18 protein-coding genes and 1 riboswitch are annotated in these 17,460 nt (G+C 73.8%); of the genes, 10 read left to right on the forward strand and 8 right to left on the reverse strand.

Annotation, left to right across the window (positions count from 1 at the left end):
* A partial coding sequence (locus tag VQ02_RS38400) for a hypothetical protein (protein WP_048447290.1) occupies nt 1-1,398 on the forward strand: 1,398 nt, incomplete at its 5' end.
* Between the two features lie 88 nt (nt 1,399-1,486).
* Here VQ02_RS38400 and VQ02_RS26765 read toward each other — a convergent pair.
* Nucleotides 1,487-2,119 (reverse strand): LysE family translocator, encoded by a 633-nt coding sequence (locus VQ02_RS26765; protein WP_048447291.1) that lies wholly within the window; start codon nt 2,117-2,119, stop codon nt 1,487-1,489.
* Nucleotides 2,120-2,134: 15 nt separating this feature from the next.
* Nucleotides 2,135-2,215, reverse strand: a riboswitch (ZMP/ZTP riboswitch).
* Between the two features lie 94 nt (nt 2,216-2,309).
* A complete protein-coding gene (moaA, locus tag VQ02_RS26770; RefSeq protein ID WP_048447292.1) occupies nt 2,310-3,359 on the reverse strand; it encodes a GTP 3',8-cyclase MoaA in 1,050 nt (349 codons plus the stop codon).
* Between the two features lie 106 nt (nt 3,360-3,465).
* Between moaA and VQ02_RS26775 the strand changes: the two genes are divergently transcribed.
* Nucleotides 3,466-3,858 (forward strand): gamma-butyrobetaine hydroxylase family protein, encoded by a 393-nt coding sequence (locus VQ02_RS26775; protein WP_048447293.1) that lies wholly within the window; start codon nt 3,466-3,468, stop codon nt 3,856-3,858.
* A gap of 12 nt (nt 3,859-3,870) precedes the next feature.
* Here VQ02_RS26775 and VQ02_RS26780 read toward each other — a convergent pair whose 3' ends face one another.
* Nucleotides 3,871-5,091 carry an MFS transporter gene (locus VQ02_RS26780; RefSeq protein ID WP_048447294.1) on the reverse strand — a complete coding sequence of 407 codons (1,221 nt, stop codon included), beginning with the start codon at nt 5,089-5,091 and terminating at the stop codon, nt 3,871-3,873.
* 11 nt (nt 5,092-5,102) lie between these two features.
* On the reverse strand, nt 5,103-6,422 hold the full coding sequence (locus VQ02_RS26785) for a tetratricopeptide repeat protein (protein ID WP_048447295.1): 1,320 nt from the start codon (nt 6,420-6,422) through the stop codon (nt 5,103-5,105).
* Nucleotides 6,423-6,546: 124 nt separating this feature from the next.
* Here VQ02_RS26785 and VQ02_RS26790 point away from each other — a divergent pair, with 124 nt between their 5' ends.
* The gene (locus VQ02_RS26790) at nt 6,547-7,341 is read left to right on the forward strand and encodes a helix-turn-helix domain-containing protein (protein WP_048447307.1); all 795 of its coding nucleotides are present in this window, start codon (nt 6,547-6,549) and stop codon (nt 7,339-7,341) included.
* Nucleotides 7,342-7,510: 169 nt separating this feature from the next.
* On the opposite strand, the gene VQ02_RS26795 is transcribed toward VQ02_RS26790, so the two are convergent.
* The 3 genes from VQ02_RS26795 to VQ02_RS26805 form a co-directional block, all read right to left on the reverse strand.
* Entirely contained in the window at nt 7,511-8,143 is a 633-nt protein-coding gene (locus VQ02_RS26795) for a L,D-transpeptidase (protein WP_048447296.1), read from the reverse strand.
* A gap of 187 nt (nt 8,144-8,330) precedes the next feature.
* Nucleotides 8,331-8,975, reverse strand: a complete 645-nt coding sequence (gene eda, locus VQ02_RS26800; RefSeq protein ID WP_048447297.1) for a bifunctional 4-hydroxy-2-oxoglutarate aldolase/2-dehydro-3-deoxy-phosphogluconate aldolase — start codon at nt 8,973-8,975, stop codon at nt 8,331-8,333.
* Complete coding sequence (locus VQ02_RS26805) at nt 8,972-9,925, reverse strand: sugar kinase (protein WP_048447298.1); 954 nt, start codon at nt 9,923-9,925, stop codon at nt 8,972-8,974. The genes eda and VQ02_RS26805 overlap by 4 nt, the downstream gene beginning before the upstream one ends.
* A gap of 388 nt (nt 9,926-10,313) precedes the next feature.
* Between VQ02_RS26805 and VQ02_RS26810 the strand changes: the two genes are divergently transcribed.
* From VQ02_RS26810 to VQ02_RS26840, 7 genes are all read left to right on the forward strand, one after another.
* Nucleotides 10,314-10,559, forward strand: a complete 246-nt coding sequence (locus VQ02_RS26810) for a hypothetical protein (RefSeq protein WP_048447299.1) — start codon at nt 10,314-10,316, stop codon at nt 10,557-10,559.
* 95 nt (nt 10,560-10,654) lie between these two features.
* Nucleotides 10,655-10,999, forward strand: a complete 345-nt coding sequence (locus VQ02_RS26815) for a hypothetical protein (RefSeq protein WP_048447300.1) — start codon at nt 10,655-10,657, stop codon at nt 10,997-10,999.
* Between the two features lie 132 nt (nt 11,000-11,131).
* Nucleotides 11,132-11,650, forward strand: a complete 519-nt coding sequence (locus VQ02_RS26820) for a MarR family winged helix-turn-helix transcriptional regulator (protein ID WP_048447301.1) — start codon at nt 11,132-11,134, stop codon at nt 11,648-11,650.
* Nucleotides 11,650-13,683 carry an FUSC family protein gene (locus VQ02_RS26825; RefSeq protein WP_342447864.1) on the forward strand — a complete coding sequence of 678 codons (2,034 nt, stop codon included), beginning with the start codon at nt 11,650-11,652 and terminating at the stop codon, nt 13,681-13,683. Before VQ02_RS26820 ends, VQ02_RS26825 begins: the two co-directional genes overlap by 1 nt.
* Complete coding sequence (locus tag VQ02_RS26830) at nt 13,683-13,886, forward strand: DUF1656 domain-containing protein (protein WP_048447303.1); 204 nt, start codon at nt 13,683-13,685, stop codon at nt 13,884-13,886. Before VQ02_RS26825 ends, VQ02_RS26830 begins: the two co-directional genes overlap by 1 nt.
* A 12-nt stretch (nt 13,887-13,898) precedes the next feature.
* Nucleotides 13,899-14,852, forward strand: a complete 954-nt coding sequence (locus tag VQ02_RS26835; RefSeq protein ID WP_048447304.1) for an efflux RND transporter periplasmic adaptor subunit — start codon at nt 13,899-13,901, stop codon at nt 14,850-14,852.
* Nucleotides 14,853-14,956: 104 nt separating this feature from the next.
* Nucleotides 14,957-16,303, forward strand: coding sequence for an MFS transporter (locus VQ02_RS26840; RefSeq protein WP_048447305.1), 1,347 nt, complete (start codon nt 14,957-14,959; stop codon nt 16,301-16,303).
* 84 nt (nt 16,304-16,387) lie between these two features.
* Here VQ02_RS26840 and cbiB read toward each other — a convergent pair whose 3' ends face one another.
* On the reverse strand, nt 16,388-17,314 hold the full coding sequence (cbiB, locus tag VQ02_RS26845; RefSeq protein WP_245239868.1) for an adenosylcobinamide-phosphate synthase CbiB: 927 nt from the start codon (nt 17,312-17,314) through the stop codon (nt 16,388-16,390).
* Between the last annotated feature and the right edge of the window lie 146 nt (nt 17,315-17,460).

The following is a 17,460-nucleotide window of genomic DNA, read 5'->3' on the forward strand; positions in this document are numbered from 1 at the left end:
GAGGAGGCCGCCGGCCTCGCCGGCGTGCTGGTGCAGGCCGGCCGCCACCTCGACCGCACCGACGAGCAGAGCCGTGTGCTCGAGGCCGCGATGGCCTCCGCCGCGCAGGATGCCGGCCGCATCGTCGAGGCGGTGGCGGCCCTGGCGCGGCAGGCCAACCGCCTGGCGCTCGGCGCCACCGTCGAGGCCGCCCGCGCCGGCGGCGCCGGCGGACCGCTCTGGGAGATGTCCCGGGAGTTCAAGCGCCTGTCGGGCGATGCCGCCCGGGCGGTCGGGGAGATGCGCGCCCTGAGCCGGCGCCTCTCCGGCCCGGGGGCGGTGGCGGCGGGCAGCGTCGCGACCTCGCTGGCCTGCCTGCGCCCGGCCTTCGCCACGACCGGCGCCGCGGCCGAGGCCCAGGCCGCGGCCGCCCGGCGCCTGGCCGGCGAGGCGCGCGAGCTCGCCGGCTCCGCCGACGGCCTCGGACAGGAGATCGCCGACGCTGCGGCGTCCGCCGGGGAGGCGGTCCGGCGCATGGAGGCCGCCGAGGCGGCGGGCGCGGGCGTGGCGGGCCTCGCCGGGACTCTCGCCGGGCGCGCCGTCGCCTCGTTGCGGCAGGCGGAGATCGGCGACCGGCGGGTGCACGACCGCTACCCCGTCGACCTCGCGGTCCGGGTCGGCACCTGGGGCGTCGGACGGGTGCTCGATCTCGGTCGGGGCGGGCTGCTCCTGAGCCCGCCGGAGGGCTGCGGCGCCGCGACCGGCGCCCGCCTGTCCCTCGACCTGCGCAGCGTCGGCCGGCTGCAGGTGCAGGTCGTCGGCGCGAGCCCGCGGGGGCTGCACTGCGCCCTCGCCGATCCGGCCTCCGAGGCGCGAATGCGCGACGCCCTCGTGGCGGTCGAGGAGGAGAACCGGCCGCTGATCGCGGCGGCACAGGGAGGGGCCGCCGCGGTGGCGGCGGCGCTGGAGCAGGCCCTCGCCGCGGGCCGGCTCGACCGCCAGGCCCTGTTCGACACGAGCTACCGCCCGGTCGTCGGCGTGGAGCCGCCGCACTATCTCACCGCCGCCGTGCCGGCCCTCGAGGACATCCTGCCGCCGATCCTCGAGCCGCTGCTGCTCGCCGACCCGCGCACCGCCTTCTGCATCGCGGTCGACCGCAACGGCTACGCCCCGGTTCACAACCGGGCCCAGGCCCAGGCGCCGCGGGCCGGCGACCCGGCCTGGAACGCCCTCCACGCCCGGCAGCGCCGGCTCTACGACGACCGCGCCGGCCTCGCCGCCGCCCGCTCGACCCGGGCCTTCCTGGTCCAGGCCTGCCCGCAGGACGAGGCCGGGCGCCCGCCCCTGCGCGAGGTGGCGGCGCCGATCCGCGTCCACGGCCGGCACTGGGGAGCGCTGCGGATAGGGTTCCGGATCTGACGCGAGGCTCAGGGCGCGCGGCGCTCCGACGGGGCGGGGCGACGCGCGATCGGTCCGTCACGCATCGCCGAGCGCGGATGATCGCGGCTCAGCGCCGCGCTTCCGTCGCCATCCTGACGGCCAGCGCAGCCAGCACCGTTCCCATGATCCAGCGTTGGACCATGGCAAACGACGGGTGTCGGGTCAGGAACATCGCGAGCGATCCCGCCGACAGGGCAATCACGGCATTGACGAAGACGCTGATGGCGATCTGCGTCGCACCGAGGACGAGGGCCTGCCCCAGCACGCTGCCATGACCAGGGTCAATGAACTGCGGCAGGAGCGACAGGTACATGACCGCGATCTTCGGATTGAGCAGGTTCGTCAAAAATCCCATGAGGAACAGCTTTCGCGCACTGTCCCTCGGAAGATCTTTGATTTGAAACGGCGAGCGCCCGCCGGGTCGGACGGCCTGCCACGCGAGCCAGAGCAGGTAGAGCGCACCCGCGATACGGATCGTGCCGTAGGCGTAGGGCACCGCCAGCACGAGTGCTGTGATGCCGAAGGCCGCGCAGAGCATGTAGAAGACGAAGCCGAGGGCAACGCCGCCGAGCGAGATCAATCCGGCGGTTCTGCCCTGGCTAATGGATCGTGAGATCAAGTAGACCATGTTTGGTCCTGGCGTCAGGACCATGCCGAGCGCGAGGGCGGCGAAGGCGAGCAGGCTGCTGGTGTCGGGCATCTTCCATCCTATTCAGGAGAATGCCCAGACGCGCGGCGAGATGCACTCGCGCTCCCCGATGGTGCCCCATCACAAGCGTCAGTCACGCGAGGAAAGGCGAGCCTACCGTTCAGGAGCCCGCATGCCAAGCAGGCCTGCGTGTTCGAAGCGGGCCTGGACGGATGTGGGAAGCCGGCGGGCGCAGCCGCCCTCAGCCCCCCGTCGTGCTCATGTGCCGCGGCACCGCCGGCTTGGCGGCGCGGGCGATCACGAAGTCGTGGCCCTTCGGCTTGCGGGTGATCGCCTCCCGGATCGCCTCGGCCACCACCGCGTCGTCGGGCGAGGCGCGCAGCGCCGCCCGCAGGTCGGCGGCGTCCTCCTGGCCGAGGCACAGGTAGAGCTGGCCGGTGCAGGTCAGGCGCACCCGGTTGCAGCTCTCGCAGAAATTGTGGGTGAGCGGCGTGATGAAGCCGAGCCGACCTCCGGTCTCCTCCACCCGCACGTAGCGGGCGGGCCCGCCGGTGCGGTCGGGGAGCGGTGTGAGGGTGTAGCGCTCGGCTAAGCGCTCGCGCACCACCGAGAGCGGCAGGAACTGGTCGACGCGCTCGGGCTCGATGTCGCCGAGCGGCATCACCTCGATCAGCGTCATCTCCATGCCGAGGCCGTGGGCCCAGTCGAGCATCGCGGGGATCTCGTCCTCGTTGACGCCCTTCAGCGCCACGGCGTTGATCTTGACCTTGAGCCCGGCCTCCCGGGCCGCTGCGATGCCGTCGAGCACGGTGCCGAGGTCGCCGCGCCGGGTGATCGCCCGGAACTTGTCCGGGTCGAGGGTGTCGAGCGAGACGTTGATCCGGCGCATGCCGAGGGAGGCCAGCTCGGCTGCGTGCTGGCGCAGCCGCGTGCCGTTGGTGGTGAGGGTCATCTCCTCGAGCGCCCCGGATTCGAGGTGGCGCGAGAGGTTGCGGAACAGCCGCATGATGTCCCGGCGCACCAGCGGCTCGCCGCCGGTAATGCGCAGCTTGCGCACGCCGCGCGCCACGAACACCGAGCAGACCCGGTCGAGTTCCTCGAGCGTGAGCAGGTCGCGCTTGGGCAGGAATGTCATGTCCTCGGACATGCAGTAGACGCACCGCAGGTCGCAGCGATCGGTCACCGAGACGCGCAGGTAGGTGATCGCCCGCTGAAACGGATCGATCAGCGGCGCCGGCCGCGCCGGCACGGACATCGCCGGCATCGGATCGTCGGTACGGGGACCCCACATGCGATCATATCCTCGGGACGCGGCTCTGGCGGCCGAATGTCAGCCTGCATATGAGCGCTTGCGGGACCACGGGCAAGTTGTGCCTTGAGAGCAGGGAGACGCACCCATGACCGGCACGCAGACGACGGATCAGGCGGACTGGCCCACCGAGATCCGGCTGTCGCGCGACAAGCGCACGCTCCACGTCGCCTTCGCGAGCGGCGCGGCCTACGCCCTGCCGGCGGAGTACCTGCGGGTCGAGAGCCCCTCGGCCGAGGTGCAGGGGCACGCGCCCTCCGAGCGCAAGTGGATTCCGGCCAAGCGCGAGGTCGAGATCCTGTCGGTGGCCGCGATCGGCAACTACGCCGTCAAGCTCACCTTCGACGACATGCACGACACCGGGATCTACGCCTTCGATTTCCTGCGCCGCCTCGGCGAGGAGCAGGCCGAGCGCTTCGCCCGCTACGAGGAGGAGCTGGCGGCCAGGGGTTTGAGCCGGGAGCCGGCGCGGCGGCGATAGCGACGCGGCGGGTCACCCGACCGCGCGGGCCGGCCGCGCCGCCGCCGCCAGGCTGAGCGCCGCGACCGCCACCATCAGCGGCCCGAACGACACCCACAGCACCACGTCCCAGCCGTAGCGCGCCAGAAGCCCGCCGGAGGAGAACGAGCCGAGCGCCATCGTGCCGAACACCACGAAGTCGTTGAGCGACTGCACCCGCGTCCGCTCCTCGGGGCGATGGCACTCGAGCACCAGGGCGGAGGCGCCGACGAAGCCGAAGTTCCAGCCGAGGCCGAGCAGGACCAGGAAGGTCCAGAAATGGGCGAGGTCGAGGCCCGACAGCCCGACGATCGCCGCGCCCGCCGTGAGCGCCAGCCCCGCCGCCACCACGCTCGGCGCGCCGACGCGCGCGATCAGCCGCCCGGTGAAGAAGCTCGGGGCGTACATCGCGATCACGTGCCATTGCAGGCCGAGATTGGCGTCGTCCTGCGTCAGGCCGCACAGGTGCATCGCCAGCGGCGCCGCGGTCATCAGGAAGTTCATCAGGAGGTACGACACGACCCCGCAGATCACCGCGGTGACGAAGCGGGGCTGGCGCGCGATCTCGCCCAGCGGGCGCCCGCCGGAGAGGTCGGCCTGGGTCGGCCCCGGCAGGCGCACGCCCGCCAGCACCACGGCCGAGAGCCCCGCCACCGCGGCTTGGCCTAAGAAGGTGGCGGTGAACAGGTGGGAGGGCCACAGGGACATGGTGTGGCTGACGAGCTGCGGCCCGATGATCCCGGCGAAGACCCCGCCAGCCATGACGGCGGAGAGGGCCCGCGGCCGGCGCTCCGGGGCGACGCAGTCGGCGGCGGCGAAGCGGAACGACAGCACCACGGCGGCGTAGGCGCCGCCGAAGAAGGTCGCGGCGCAGAAGAGCCAGAACGAGCCGAGCACGACGGCGAGCGCCGCGAGGAGCCCGACGAGCACGCCGCAGCCGGTGCCGGCCAGGAACGCGGTGCGGCGGCCGTGGCGGCGGGCGATGCGCCCGGCCGGCAGGGTGCAGGCGGCCATGCCGACGACGAAGATCGAGACCGGCAGGGTCGCGAGCGCGGGGCTCGGCGCCAGCTGGCTGCCGATGACGGCGCCGGTGGCGTAGACGACGACCGCGTTGGCGCCGGCGAGCGCCTGCGCGATCGCGAGGCGCAGCACGTTGCCGGTGCCGGTCGGAACGAGGAGGACGGGCCCGGGCAGCGGGGCGGCGGGGTTCGACATCGGGGTCTCTTTCAGGCGGTGAGCTGGGCCTGCCAGCGCGCGTCGCGCGGCGAGGGGCGGCGGTGGAGGCGGCGGTCGAGGAGCGCCCGCGCCCTGGCGGTCTCGCCGCAGCGCATCAGCGCGAGGAGGAGCGTGTCCTCGATCACCTCGCGCTGGGCCCCGCTGCCGCCGATGCGCACGACCTGCCCGGCGACGGGCTCGAGGATCCGCGCACAGGCGGCGTAATCCCCGTCCGCGAAGGCGAGCGCCGCACGGCAGATCGCCGGCACCACCGGTCCCGCCGCCAGGGTGCCGGCCTCCACGAGGCCGGTGAGCGCGTCGATCCGCGCTTGTGCCGCGGCGCGGTCGCCGGTGGCGGCGGCGAGCAGGCCCATATGCGCGTCGGCGAAGCCGAAGCCGGCATGCCCGAAGTACGGCCCGGAATAGGCCCGGACCTCGTCCCACAGGCCGTCCGGCACGGCGTGCCCGTAGGCGCGCAGGCGCCAGAGCAGCGAGACCGTGTCGGTGATCACGTTGAGCGGCAGGCCCGCCGTCACCCCGGGCCGGACGTGCTCGGCGTAGATCGCCAGCGCCGCGTCCGGGTCGTCGCGCTCGAGCGCCGACAGCGCCGCGTGCCAGGCGATGTGGCCGTGCAGGATGCCGGAGCGGTCGTAGCCCGGCAGCCAGCCGGCGATCAGCGTCTCGGCCTCGGGGCCGGCCCCATCCTCGAACAGCGCGTGCGACAGGGCGTGGGCGCCGTTGGCGTTCTCGCGCCTCAAGGAGAAGCCGCGCTCGGCGAGCGCCCGCCCGCGGGCGACCGCGCCGTTCTCGGTGTGCGACCAGCCGCGATAGGTCGTGAACCACCAGTCGTCGGCTTCGTAGGACCGGGCGTGGCGCTCGCACAGGTCGACTCGGGCCTGGTCGTGGTCGGCGCGCCCGGAGAAGGCCAGGAGCCCGAAGGCGCCGAGCGGTAGCGACAGGATCAGGGCGTCCCGCGGCCAGGATTCGGCGTGGGCGAGCGCTCGCGCGAGGGCCGGCCCCGGCTGCCCGTCGATCGCCAGCGACAGGACCGCGACGTGGCTGCGCTCGCGCTCCGTCCCGGCCCGCGCCACGCAGGCCGCGGCCGTCGCGATGCAGGCCCGCGCCGCCGCCGGCTCGGTGCGCATCGCGTGCAGGCGGGCCCGGGCGGCGTGGGCGAGGGCGAAGTCCGGATCGGCCACGATTGCCGCGTCGAGCGCGTCCGCGGCGCCCGGCCAGGCGGCGAGGAGGAGGTCGACGCCCTCGCGGTAGCGCTCGGCGGCGCGGTCGGAGCGGGTCGACAGCGGCAGGCCGCGGCGGTCGTGGTGGGCCATGAACGAAATTCTCGAGCGAGGTCCCGGGACAGCAAGATTCTTCTCCTGCATAGCGGAGCGCCGGCTGTCCGTATTTCGATGAGGCGCCAATCCCTGTAGAATTGCCGCCAAAATGGAGCCCGGCATGCAGTGGGAGACGATCGAGACGCCGCCCGGCTCACCCGTGCCGCAGGTGATGACGGTGCGGGCGCAGTCGATTCCGGCGCGCCACGCCTTCCCGGAGCATGCCCATGCCTGGCATCAGGTCGTCTACGCCATCACGGGGGTGCTGACGGTGGCGGTGGCGGGCCGCTCCTTCGTGATCTCGCCGGAGCAGGCGGTGTGGCTGCCGACCGGGCACAGGCACCGAGTCGGATCGCTGCTCGGCGCCGAGTTCCGCAGCCTGTGGATCGCCGACGAGGCCGGACGGGGCCTGCCCGCGGACCCGACGGTGTTCGGCGTCTCGGTCCTGCTGCAGGCCCTGATCGTCGAGGCGGCGGCGATCGAGGGGCAGGCCGACGGCGACGGCTATGCCGGGCGCGTCGCCGGCCTGATCCTCGACCAGCTCCGCCGCGCCGCACCGCTGCCCGGCGCGCTGCCCTGGCCGCGCGAGGGCCCGCTCGCCGGGCTGTGCGAGGCGCTCTACGCCGTGCCGGCCGATTCCCGCGGGCCCGAGGAGTGGGGCCGGGCGCTCGGCCTGTCCGGCCGGACCCTCGCCCGCCGCTTCGAGGCGGAGCTCGGCATGAGCCTGCGCTCCTGGCGGCGGCGCCTGCGGCTGTTCAAGGCGATCGAGCTGATGGGCGGCGGGATGGGCGTGACGCAGACCGCGATGACGCTCGGCTACGGCTCGACCTCGGCCTTCGTCTACGCCTTCCGCAGCGACATGGGCTGCGCCCCGCAGGCCTACATGCGCGGGAGGCCGGCGGGGCTGCGGGTGTGATGTGGTCGAACCTTGCGAAGGATCGTGCTGTCCGACCCGCCCCTCGGACAGCTTCGTCCCTTGGGGGATTCCAGGCCATGCCGTCCAATTCACGACATCAGGCGGATAGACGCAAAAAAGGCCGGCACAGGGCCGGCCCTTTCAGTCAACTGGACGATGTTCGCGCCGCTCAGCGCTGCACGATCACCTTCGTGCCGACCTTGGCACGGGTGTAGAGGTCCATCACGTCCTCGTTGGTCATCCGGATGCAGCCGGAGGAGACCGCGGTGCCGATGGTCTCGGGCTCGTTCGAGCCGTGGATGCGGTAGAGCGAGCCGCCGAGATACATCGCGCGGGCGCCGAGCGGGTTCTCCGGGCCGCCCTTCATGTAGCGCGGCAGGTCGGGCCGGCGGCGGATCATCTGGGCCGGCGGGCGCCAATCGGGCCACTCGCGCTTCATCGAGATCGTCTGCACGCCGCCCCAGGTGAAGCCCGGGCGACCGACGCCGACGCCGTAGCGCATCGCCTGGCCGTTGCCGAGCACGTAGTACAGGCGGCGCTCGGCCGTCGAGACGACGATGGTGCCGGCACCGTACGGGCCGGAATAGGCCACCGTCTCGCGCGGGATCGGGCTCAGCTTCGGCACCGTGGCGTCGAGGGGATCGACGGCCGCCGCGGCGGCGGCGGGCGCCCGCACCGTCACGGTGAGGGGCTGGTCCAGGGGCTGGCGGGTGAGCGGATCGATCTCGTAGGCGGCGGCGGGAGCCGCCCAGGCGGTGACGGCGCAGGCCAGCCCGGCCAGGGCGGGGACGAAGCGGCGCATGGAAGCCTCTTGGATGGGAAAGCGCGGGGCTAGGACGGTGCTGACGCGACCGGCACCGTACGGCGGAACCAATGGCCAAGCCGTAAACGCCCACGTTTCAAAGCCAAGCTTAAATCCGGCGAAGCTTCGCAGTTGCGAAAGCGGCGTTGTGCCCGCGCCACACCGTGACGGCGCGAGCACGCCTGCCTCAGCGGAGGGCGGCCAGCGTCCGCCGTGCCCGCTCGGTGATGGCGGCGAAGTTGCCGGCGCGGATCTCGGCCTCGGGGGCGAGCCACGAGCCGCCCACCGCCGCGACGTTCGGCAGCGCGAGCCAGGCCTTGGCGTCGGCCTCGCCGATGCCGCCGGTCGGGCAGAAGCGGGCCTGCGGGAACGGGCCGCCCAGCGCCTTGAGCGCCGCCATGCCGCCCGCCGGCACGGCGGGGAAGAACTTCGCCACCGTGAAGCCGGCGGCCAGCACCTGCATCAGGTCGGAAGGCGTGGCGATGCCGGGCATGAACACCATGTCGCTGGCGGCGGCCGCCCGCAGCAGCTCCGGCGTCGCCCCGGGGCTGAGCGCGAAGCGGGCGCCGAGGTCGTGGGCGGTCTCGAGGTCGGCCGGGGTCAGGACCGTGCCGAGGCCCACCACCGCCTCCGGCACCTCGGCCATGATCGCCTTGGCGGCGTCCCGCGCCACCGGGGTGCGCAGGGTGATCTCGAGGGTGGTGATGCCGCCCGCCACCAGGGCGCGGGCCAGCGGCACCGCGTGGGCGAGCTCCGGCACGGTGATCACCGGGATCACCGGGGAGGCGGCGAGCAGCGCGTCGAGGCGCTGGGAGCGGGTGTCGGCGGTCATTCGGCGCGTCCTGGTCCGTGGGCTTCTGCGGTGGCGAAGGAGAGGTCGGGCATCGCCGATCCGGGGATCACGGCGCCCCGGTGGCCGATCACCGTCCCGGCGAGGCGGTGGCCGCAGGCGGCGGCCTCGGCCGGCGGCCGGCCGGCGAGGCGGGCTGCCATGTAGGCCGCCGCGAAGCTGTCGCCTGCCGCCGTGGTGTCGACGATCCGGTCGACGGCCGAGGCCGGCACCGTGACGTCGTCCTCGCCCGCGAGCACCCGCACCGCGGGCGGCGAGCCGCCGCCCTTGAGCACGATCTCGCAGCGGCCGTGGTGGCGCAGCACCTCGGCCTCGCCCTCGGCGCCGAACAGCCACTCGAGGTCCTCGGTGGAGGCGAAGATCAGATCGGCCGCCGCCATGGCGTCCCGGAAGGCCGTCTGGGCCTGCGCCTTGTCGGGCCAGCCGCGGGGCCGGTAGTTGGTGTCGAATGCGACGCGCCCGCCCCGCGCCTGCACGGCCCGGCAGGTCTCGGCGAGCGCCGCCCGGCCGGCCTCGCCGTAGAGCGACAGGCTGATGCCGGAGGCGTAGACGAGGTCGTACCCGGCCAGGGCCGCCCGGGTCTCGGCGGCGCCGGCACCGGCGAAGAGGTCCCGGGCGGCGGCGCTGTCGCGCCAGTAGTGGAAGCTGCGCTCGCCCTTGGCGTCGGTGCGGATGATGTAGAGCCCCGGCATCCGCCCGGGCAGGCGCCGCACCTGGCCGGTGCCGACCCCCTCGGCGGCCCAGGCCGCCAGCATCTCCTCGCTCCAGGGGTCGTCGCCGAGCGCCGTGACGTAGTCGACCGCGACGCCGAGCCGGGCGAGGTAGAGGGCGGTGTTCAGCGTGTCGCCGCCGTAGCCGCGCGAGAGGCTGCCGTCGGGACGCTCCGACAGCTCCATCATGCATTCGCCGATGCAGGCGACCCTCGTCCCCATCTCGCTGCGCCCCCTCTCTTGGCTGCGCGTCCCTTGGCTGCGCGCCTCTCCGGAAGGCCATCGCCTATAGACGGGCCGCGCGATGTCAACGTTCGCCGCGACCGGTGGAACTCCACAGGCCCTGCGCGATTTTCACCTGAGTTAACTCTTGAACATCGAGACGGGCACGGTAGAAGGTGTGCCCCAGTATCGCGACCGGCCGGTCGCAAGAATCGGCCCGCGGTGGTGTTGCATCCCCACGGCGAATGACGATCACAGGACGCGTCGAGACCCCGCGACAGCAAGGGCAGGCGTGAGGCGAAGGGTTAGGAAAATCAGCAGGCTGTCGCCGATTACGCCGGACATCCGGGATCGTCCGATCCCACCCGTCTCTCGGAGTTCTCCCGTCATGCCCCTCTACCGCTTGCACTCCACCCTCCGCGACCGGGATGGTGCTCGTCCGACCGGCCTCATTCCCGCCTCCGACCTGCTGATCGAGGCGCCGACGGTGCGCCACGCGGCCGCCCGCGTTCTCGGCAAGGCCGACGAGGTGTTCGGGGACGCCACCGGCGAGGCTTGGCTCGTCACCGAGGACGGTGCCCGGGTCTGGAGCCTGAGCCTCGACGCGGACGAGATGGAGGGCGCCGCGGCCTGAAGGGCCGGATCCGCTGCGGCGTGCCTTGCTGGCGCCGCAAGCGACGCCCATCGGGACGGTCCCGCGGCACCGATTCCCGGAAGATCCCCGATTCGATGAGACTGCTGCTCCTCGCCGGCACCCTGGCGGGTGCCGTGCTGGCCGTGACGCCGGCCGCCGCCGACTGGCGCTACTGCCTCGCCCGCGGCCCCGCCCGGACGGTCTACCTGTCGGCCCCGTTCTCCACCGTCGCGGCGATGCCCTCCCTCGATGCCGCCTTCGCGGCCATGCTCGACCGTACCCGCCGCGCCCACGATCCCGTGCAGTGCCCCCGGGCCGGCGACGCGGCCGCCCTGCGGGCGATGCGCCTGGCCGCCCTGCGATACAACCGCCAGGACGGCGAGACCGTGGTGGAGCTGGACTGGACTCCGGACCGGGACGCCAGCGCCAACGCCAAGTAGGCGGGCGGCGGGTGGTCCGCCGCGCATGGCCGACCCGCGCGCGCGGACACTACCGGAGCGATCGTTAGGGTCCTATCAATAAGGCCTGTCAATCATTGGTTCGGCCGGTTGGCCCGGCCGAGCGCGGCGGCGATGCGACGCGACCTCCTCCAATCCCTCACCCTGACCCTGCTCCAGGCCGGGCGCGTCTGGCGCCGGGCCGCGGACGAGGTCGTGACCGCCTACGGCCTGACCGAGGCGACGGCGCTGCCGCTGCTGCTGATCGGGCGCCTCGGCGGCGATCCGCGCCAGACCGTCCTGGCCGAGGCCCTCGGCGTCGAGGGGCCGAGCCTGGTGCGCCTCCTCGATCAGCTCTGCGACGCGGGCCTGGTGATCCGCCGGGAGGACCCGACCGACCGTCGCGCCAAGGTGCTGCACCTGACCGCGGAGGGCCGGGCCCGCGCCGCCGCCATCGAGGCCCGGTTCGACACCCTGCGGGACGCGGTCTTCGCGAGCGTCGACGACGGGGACCTGCGGGCGACGCTGAGGGTGCTGCGGGCGCTCCAGGCCGATGGCGGGGAAGCGGGAGCGAGGGGAGCGAGTTCGAAGGAGACGAGCCTGACGGCCGACGCGGCGCCCGCCCTCCGCCTGGACGCGGGAGCGCGGTCGTGATGCTGCCGGGCTGGCGCGAGTGGCTCTTCGCCTTCAAGGTCAGCGGGGCGGCCCTGCTCGCCCTCGGGATCGCGCTCTGGGTCGACCTGCCCCGGCCGTACTGGGCGATGGCGACCGTCTACATCACGATGCAGCCCCTCTCCGGCGCCACCCGCTCCAAGGCGGTCTACCGGGTCGTCGGCACGCTGATCGGGGTCTGCGTCGCGGTCATCCTGGTGCCGAGCCTCGTCAACGCGCCGGAGGTGCTGACCTTGAGCCTGGCCCTGTGGACGGCCGCCTGCCTCTACCTGTCGCTCCTCGACCGCTCGCCGCGGGCCTACCTGTTCATGCTCGCCGGCTACACCGCGGCGCTGATCGGCTTCCCGGCGGTGACGGCGCCCGAGACGATCTTCGACATCGCCGTGTCCCGGGCGGAGGAGATCACGCTCGGCATCGTCTGCGCCTCGGTGGTGGGGAGCCTCGTCGTCCCGCAGCCCGTCGGCCCGGTGCTCGCCGCCCGCGTCGGGGCCTGGCTCGCCGAGGCGGGGCGCTGGACCGGCGACGTGCTCAAGGGAGCCGGCGAGGAGCCGGCGGTCCGGGCGCGGCGCCTGCGCCTCGCCGCCGAGGCAGCGGAGATCGACGCGCTCTCGACCCACCTCGCCTACGACACCTCGGCCCAGAGCCGGGCGGTGCCCCTGGTGCAGCTCCTGCGCGGCCGGATGCTGATGCTGCTGCCGGTCCTGTCCTCGCTCGCCGACCGGATCGCCGCCTTGCGCGGCCTGGGCGGCGTGACCCCGGACCTGCGCGCGCTGCTCGACGACGTCGAGGCCTGGTCGGAAGCGGGCGCTCCGGAGGCGGAGGCCGACGCGCTCCTCGCCCGCATCGAGGCCGCCGACCAGGCCCTGCCGCCCGCCGTCTCCTGGACCGCCCTGGTGCGGGCGGGCCTGCTCGATCGCCTGCGCGAGCTCGTGGCGATCGGCCGGGACTGCTCGGTGCTGCAGGCGCACATCGCCCGGGGCGGCGGTCGCCTGCGTGCGCCGCTCGCCTTCGCGGGCGAGTTCGGCGGGCAGGCGCCGCGCCACCGCGACCACGGCATGGCCCTGCGCTCCGCCCTCGGCGTGTTCCTCGGCACCATCGCCTGCGTGGCGGTGTGGATCGCGACCGCCTGGCCGGACGGCGCCACCGCCGCGATGATGGGCGCGGTGCTCTGCTGCCTCTTCGCCGGCCAGGACGATCCGGCCCCGGCGATCGTGAGCTTCGCCACCTGGACCGGGGTGGCGGCGGTGGCGATCGGCGTGCTGCTGTTCGGCGTGATGCCGCTGGTGCACGACTTCGTCAGCTTGGCGCTGGTGCTGGCGCCGGCCCTCGTCCTGTGCGGCCTGCTCATGACCCTGCCGCGGACGATGGCGGTCGGCATGGCGCTCGGCGTCAACGGCAACGCCCTCCTGGCGATCCAGGACCGCTACACCTCGGAGTTCGGGGCCTACGTCAATTCGAGCGTCGCCCTCGTCGGCGGCATCTGGATCGCCGCCCTGGTGACCCGGCTCGTGCGCTCGGTCGGTGCCGAGCACGGCGCCCGCCGGCTGATCGCGGCGAGCCGCGCCGACCTCGCCCGGGCGGCGCGCCGGCGCGGCCGCGGCGACCGGGCCGCCTTCGCGCACCTGATGCTCGACCGCCTCGGCCTGCTGGTGCCGCGGCTCGCCGCCGCCGGGCCCGACAGCCCGCTGCGCCGGATCGACACCCTGGCGGCCCTGCGGGCCGGCATGAACCTCGTCTCCCTGCGCCGTGCCCGGCACGGGCTCCCGGCCGACCAGGTCGCGGCCCTCGACGACGCCCTCGACGCGGTGGCGGCGCACTACGACCGTCCGCTCGGCGCGGCCTCCGCGGTGCTCCTGGAGCGCATCGATGCGAGCCTCGCGTTGATCGGCGCGGAAGCCGGAGGGCCGGGACGGCGCGACGCGCTCCTCGGCCTCGCCGGCCTGCGACGGGCCCTCTTCCCCGAGGCGCCGCCCCCCGGCGCGGGCGCGCCCCTGCTCACCGTGGAGGCCGCCTGATGGCCGACATCGACCTCTACGGCGTCTTCGTGCCGGCCCTGCTGGTCTGGGCGGCCGTGGCCTTCCTGGTCAATCTCGGCTTGCGCCGGCTGATCGGAGCGCTCGGCCTCTACCGGCTGGTCTGGCACCCGGCGCTCTTCGACCTCTGCCTCTACCTCGTGTGCCTCGGCGGCGTCGTGACGCTCGCCGGCCGCCTGACCTGACGATTCGAGACCATGACCCGCGCGCTCGCCTTCCTCGGCCGCTTCGCCGTCACCGCCGCCATGCTGGCCCTCGCCCTCGTGGTCGGAGCGGCGCTCTGGGACTACTACCTCGAGGCCCCCTGGACCCGCGACGGGCGGGTGCGGGCCGAGGTGGTGGGCGTCGCCCCCGACGTCTCGGGCCTCGTGCGCGAGGTCAACGTGCACGACAACCAGCGGGTCAGGCGCGGCGACGTCCTGTTCCGCATCGATCCGGACCGCTTCGCCCTGGCGCTGCGCCAGGCCGAGGCGGTGGTAGCCGGCCGCAAGGCCACCCTGGTCCAGGCCGAGGCCGACCTCGCCCGCTACCGCCAGCTCAGCGACAACGTCGTCTCGCAGCAGAAGCTGGAGGCGACGCTGGCCGCCGAGGAGAGCGCCCGGGCGGCCCACGACCAGGCGGTGGCCGACCGCGACCTCGCCAAGCTCAACCTCGCCCGCTCGGAGGTGCGCGCCTCGGTCAACGGCCGCATCAGCAACCTCGAGCTGCGCCCCGGCGCCTACGTGGCGGTCGGCAAGGCCGTGATGGCGCTGGTCGACAGCGACACCCTGCACGTCCAGGGCTACTTCGAGGAGACGAAGCTCGACCGCATCCACGCCGGCGACCCCGTCACCGTGCGGCTGATGGGCGAGGACCAGGACGTCACCGGCCGGGTCGAGAGCATCGCGGCCGGCATCGAGGACCGGGAGCGCGGCGCGAGCGCCACCCTGCTCGCCAACGTCAACCCGACCTTCGCCTGGGTGCGCCTCGCCCAGCGCGTGCCGGTGCGCGTCGCTCTCGATCAGAGCGTCGACCGCGACCGCCTGACCGTCGGGCGCACCGCCACCGTGGTGGTGCACCCCCGGGGCGAGCGGCCGGAGGTCCGTCCCTTCGAGAGCCTGCGCTCCGGCTGGGAGGCGCTCAAGGCGACCCTGCCGGAGCGCAAGGGCTGACCCTGGAGAGCCGACCCTGGAGCGATAACGCTTTCGCCTCGACGGTGGCCGGATTAAAGAGCGCCACCAAGACGTGAACCTCAGCGTGGCCGGGAGGAGGCCCCATGGCAGACCAACAGCAGGACGCCCTCGGCGCCGGCACCGACGCCCTTGGCGCCGGCACGATCGCGACGATCACCTGGCGGCTGATGCCGCTCCTCGGCCTGATGTACCTGATCGCCTACATCGACCGGCAGAACGTCTCCTACGCCAAGCTCCAGATGGTCGGCGACCTCGGCCTGAGCGAGGCGGCCTACGGCTTCGGCGCCTCGCTGTTCTTCCTCGCCTACTTCCTGTTCGAGGTGCCGTCGAACGTCATTCTCGAGCGGGTCGGCGCCCGGGTCTGGTTCACCCGCATCATGGCGACCTGGGGGATCATCACGATTCTGCTCGGCTTCTCCACCGGGCCGGTGATGTTCTACGTGCTGCGCTTCCTCCTCGGCGCGGCGGAGGCCGGGTTCTTCCCCGGCGTGCTCTACGCCCTCACCCTGTGGTTCCCGCAGGTCTTCCGCGGCCGGATGGTCGGCTGGTTCATGATCGCGAGCGCGGTGGCCAACGCCGTCGGCGCGGCGATCGGCGGCGCGCTCCTCGACCTCGACGGCCTGCTCGGCTACCGCGGCTGGCAATGGGTGTTCATCGCCACCGGCGTGCCGGCGGTGCTGCTCGCCTTCGTGGTGTTCTTCATCCTGCCCGACCGGCCCGAGAAGGCACCCTGGCTCGGGGCCGACCAGAAGAAGTGGCTCGCCGACACCCTGGCGCGCGAGGCGGCGAGCACCCCGCACACCGACCACCACAACCCGTTCCGGGTGCTGGCCGACAAGCGCGTGGTGCTGCTCTCGCTGCTCTACGTCGCCTTCCCGCTCGCGGCCTACGGCCTGAGCTACTGGCTGCCCACCGTGGTGAAGGGCTTCGGCGTCTCGAACACCGTGAACGGCTTCATCAACATCATCCCGTGGATCTGCGTCGCCTTCGCCCTGTGGTGGGTGCCCCGGCACGCGGCCCGCACGGGCGAGACCACCTGGCATATCGCCGGCCCGGCCCTCGTCGGCGCCCTCGGCCTGATCCTCAGCGTGGTGCTGCCCGGCGACGCGGTGAAGTTCGCCTGCCTGTGCGTGGCGGCGGCCGGCATCTTCTCGGGCCAGCCGGTGTTCTGGTCGCTGCCCCCGACCTTCCTGCGTGGCGCCACCGCGGCGGCCGGCATCGCGATGATCAACTCGGTCGGCAATCTCGGCGGCTTCATCGCCCAGAACGTCGTGCCGTGGATCGGCGACGTCAGCGGCAGCAAGCTCGTGCCGATGCTCTTCCTGGCCGCCTGCCTCGTCGTCGGGGCGGTGATGGTGTTCGTGGTCCAGGGCATCCTGAAGCGTCACAGCACGGCCGAGACCGGGGGGCTCGCGCCGGCCCGCCGCTGACGGCGAGATTATCCCTTTCGGGGCCGGCTTCGGTCCTGAAAGGGATAACGACGGGTGCGGTTGAAGCAGCGTCCGGACGGCGTGTCACGCCAGCAGCGCGGCGTCGGCGAGCGCCGCTGCCAGCCCCCAGAGCAGCAGGCAGGCCCGGCGATAGAGCGCGAGCGCCCGCACGACGTCCCCGGCGGTCGCCTCTGCCCGGCCCGACCCCATCCAGGCGTCCTCGACCCGGGTGGCGCCGTAGACCCGCGGGCCGGCGAGGCGCAGGCCGAGCGCTCCGGCCATGGCGGCCTCGGGCCAGCCGGCATTGGGCGAGCGGTGGCGGCGGGCGTCGCGCCGCACGGCCGCGAGCGCGCCGCGCGCCGAGGCCCCCGGCGTCAGGGCGGCGGCGGCGACGACGAGCCCGGCCGAGAGGCGCGAGGCCGGCAGGTTGACGAGGTCGTCGAGGCGGGCCGCGGCCCAGCCGAAGGCCTCGTGCCGGGGCGTGCGGTGGCCGATCATGCTGTCGGCGGTGTTGATCGCCTTGTAGAGCGCCCCCCCGGGCAGGCCGCCGGCGCCGAGCCAGAAGGCCGGCGCCACGATGCCGTCGGAGAAGTTCTCCGCCAGGCTCTCGATGGCGGCGCGGCAGACGGCCGCCTCGTCGAGGGTCTCGGGGTTGCGCCCGACGATCATCGCCACGGCCCGGCGGCCGCCGGAGAGACCGTCGCGCTCGAGGTCCGCCGCCACCCGGGCGACGTGGTCGTGCAGGCTGCGCTGTGCCGGCAGGCTCGCGGCGAGGAGCGCGCAGAGGGCGAGGCCGGGGGTCCCGAGCCCCCCGCAGGCGAGCGCCAGGGCGAGCGCCGCAAGGCCCGTCGCGCCGAGGACGAGGGCGAGGGCCAGCACCCCGGCGGCGCGGCGGCGCCCGGCCGGATCGGCCTCGCGGTTGAGGCCGCGGTCCAGGGCGGCGATCAGCTGGCCGATCCACGTGACAGGGTGGCCGGCCAACCGGTAGAGGCGGTCGGGATAGCCGAGCATGGCCTCGACCACGAGGGCGAGGACGAGCACCAGGAGGCTGTCGGGCGGGTGCAGCAGGGGGGGGAAGGCAGGAAAGTTGGCAGGGGAGCAGGCAAGGGAGAGGGACGGCGAGGGAGATGGAAGCGGGGGCGGGCCGGGCGCGGGGG

Source organism: Methylobacterium variabile (genome assembly GCF_001043975.1).
GTDB classification, from domain to species: Bacteria; Pseudomonadota; Alphaproteobacteria; order Rhizobiales; family Beijerinckiaceae; genus Methylobacterium; species Methylobacterium variabile.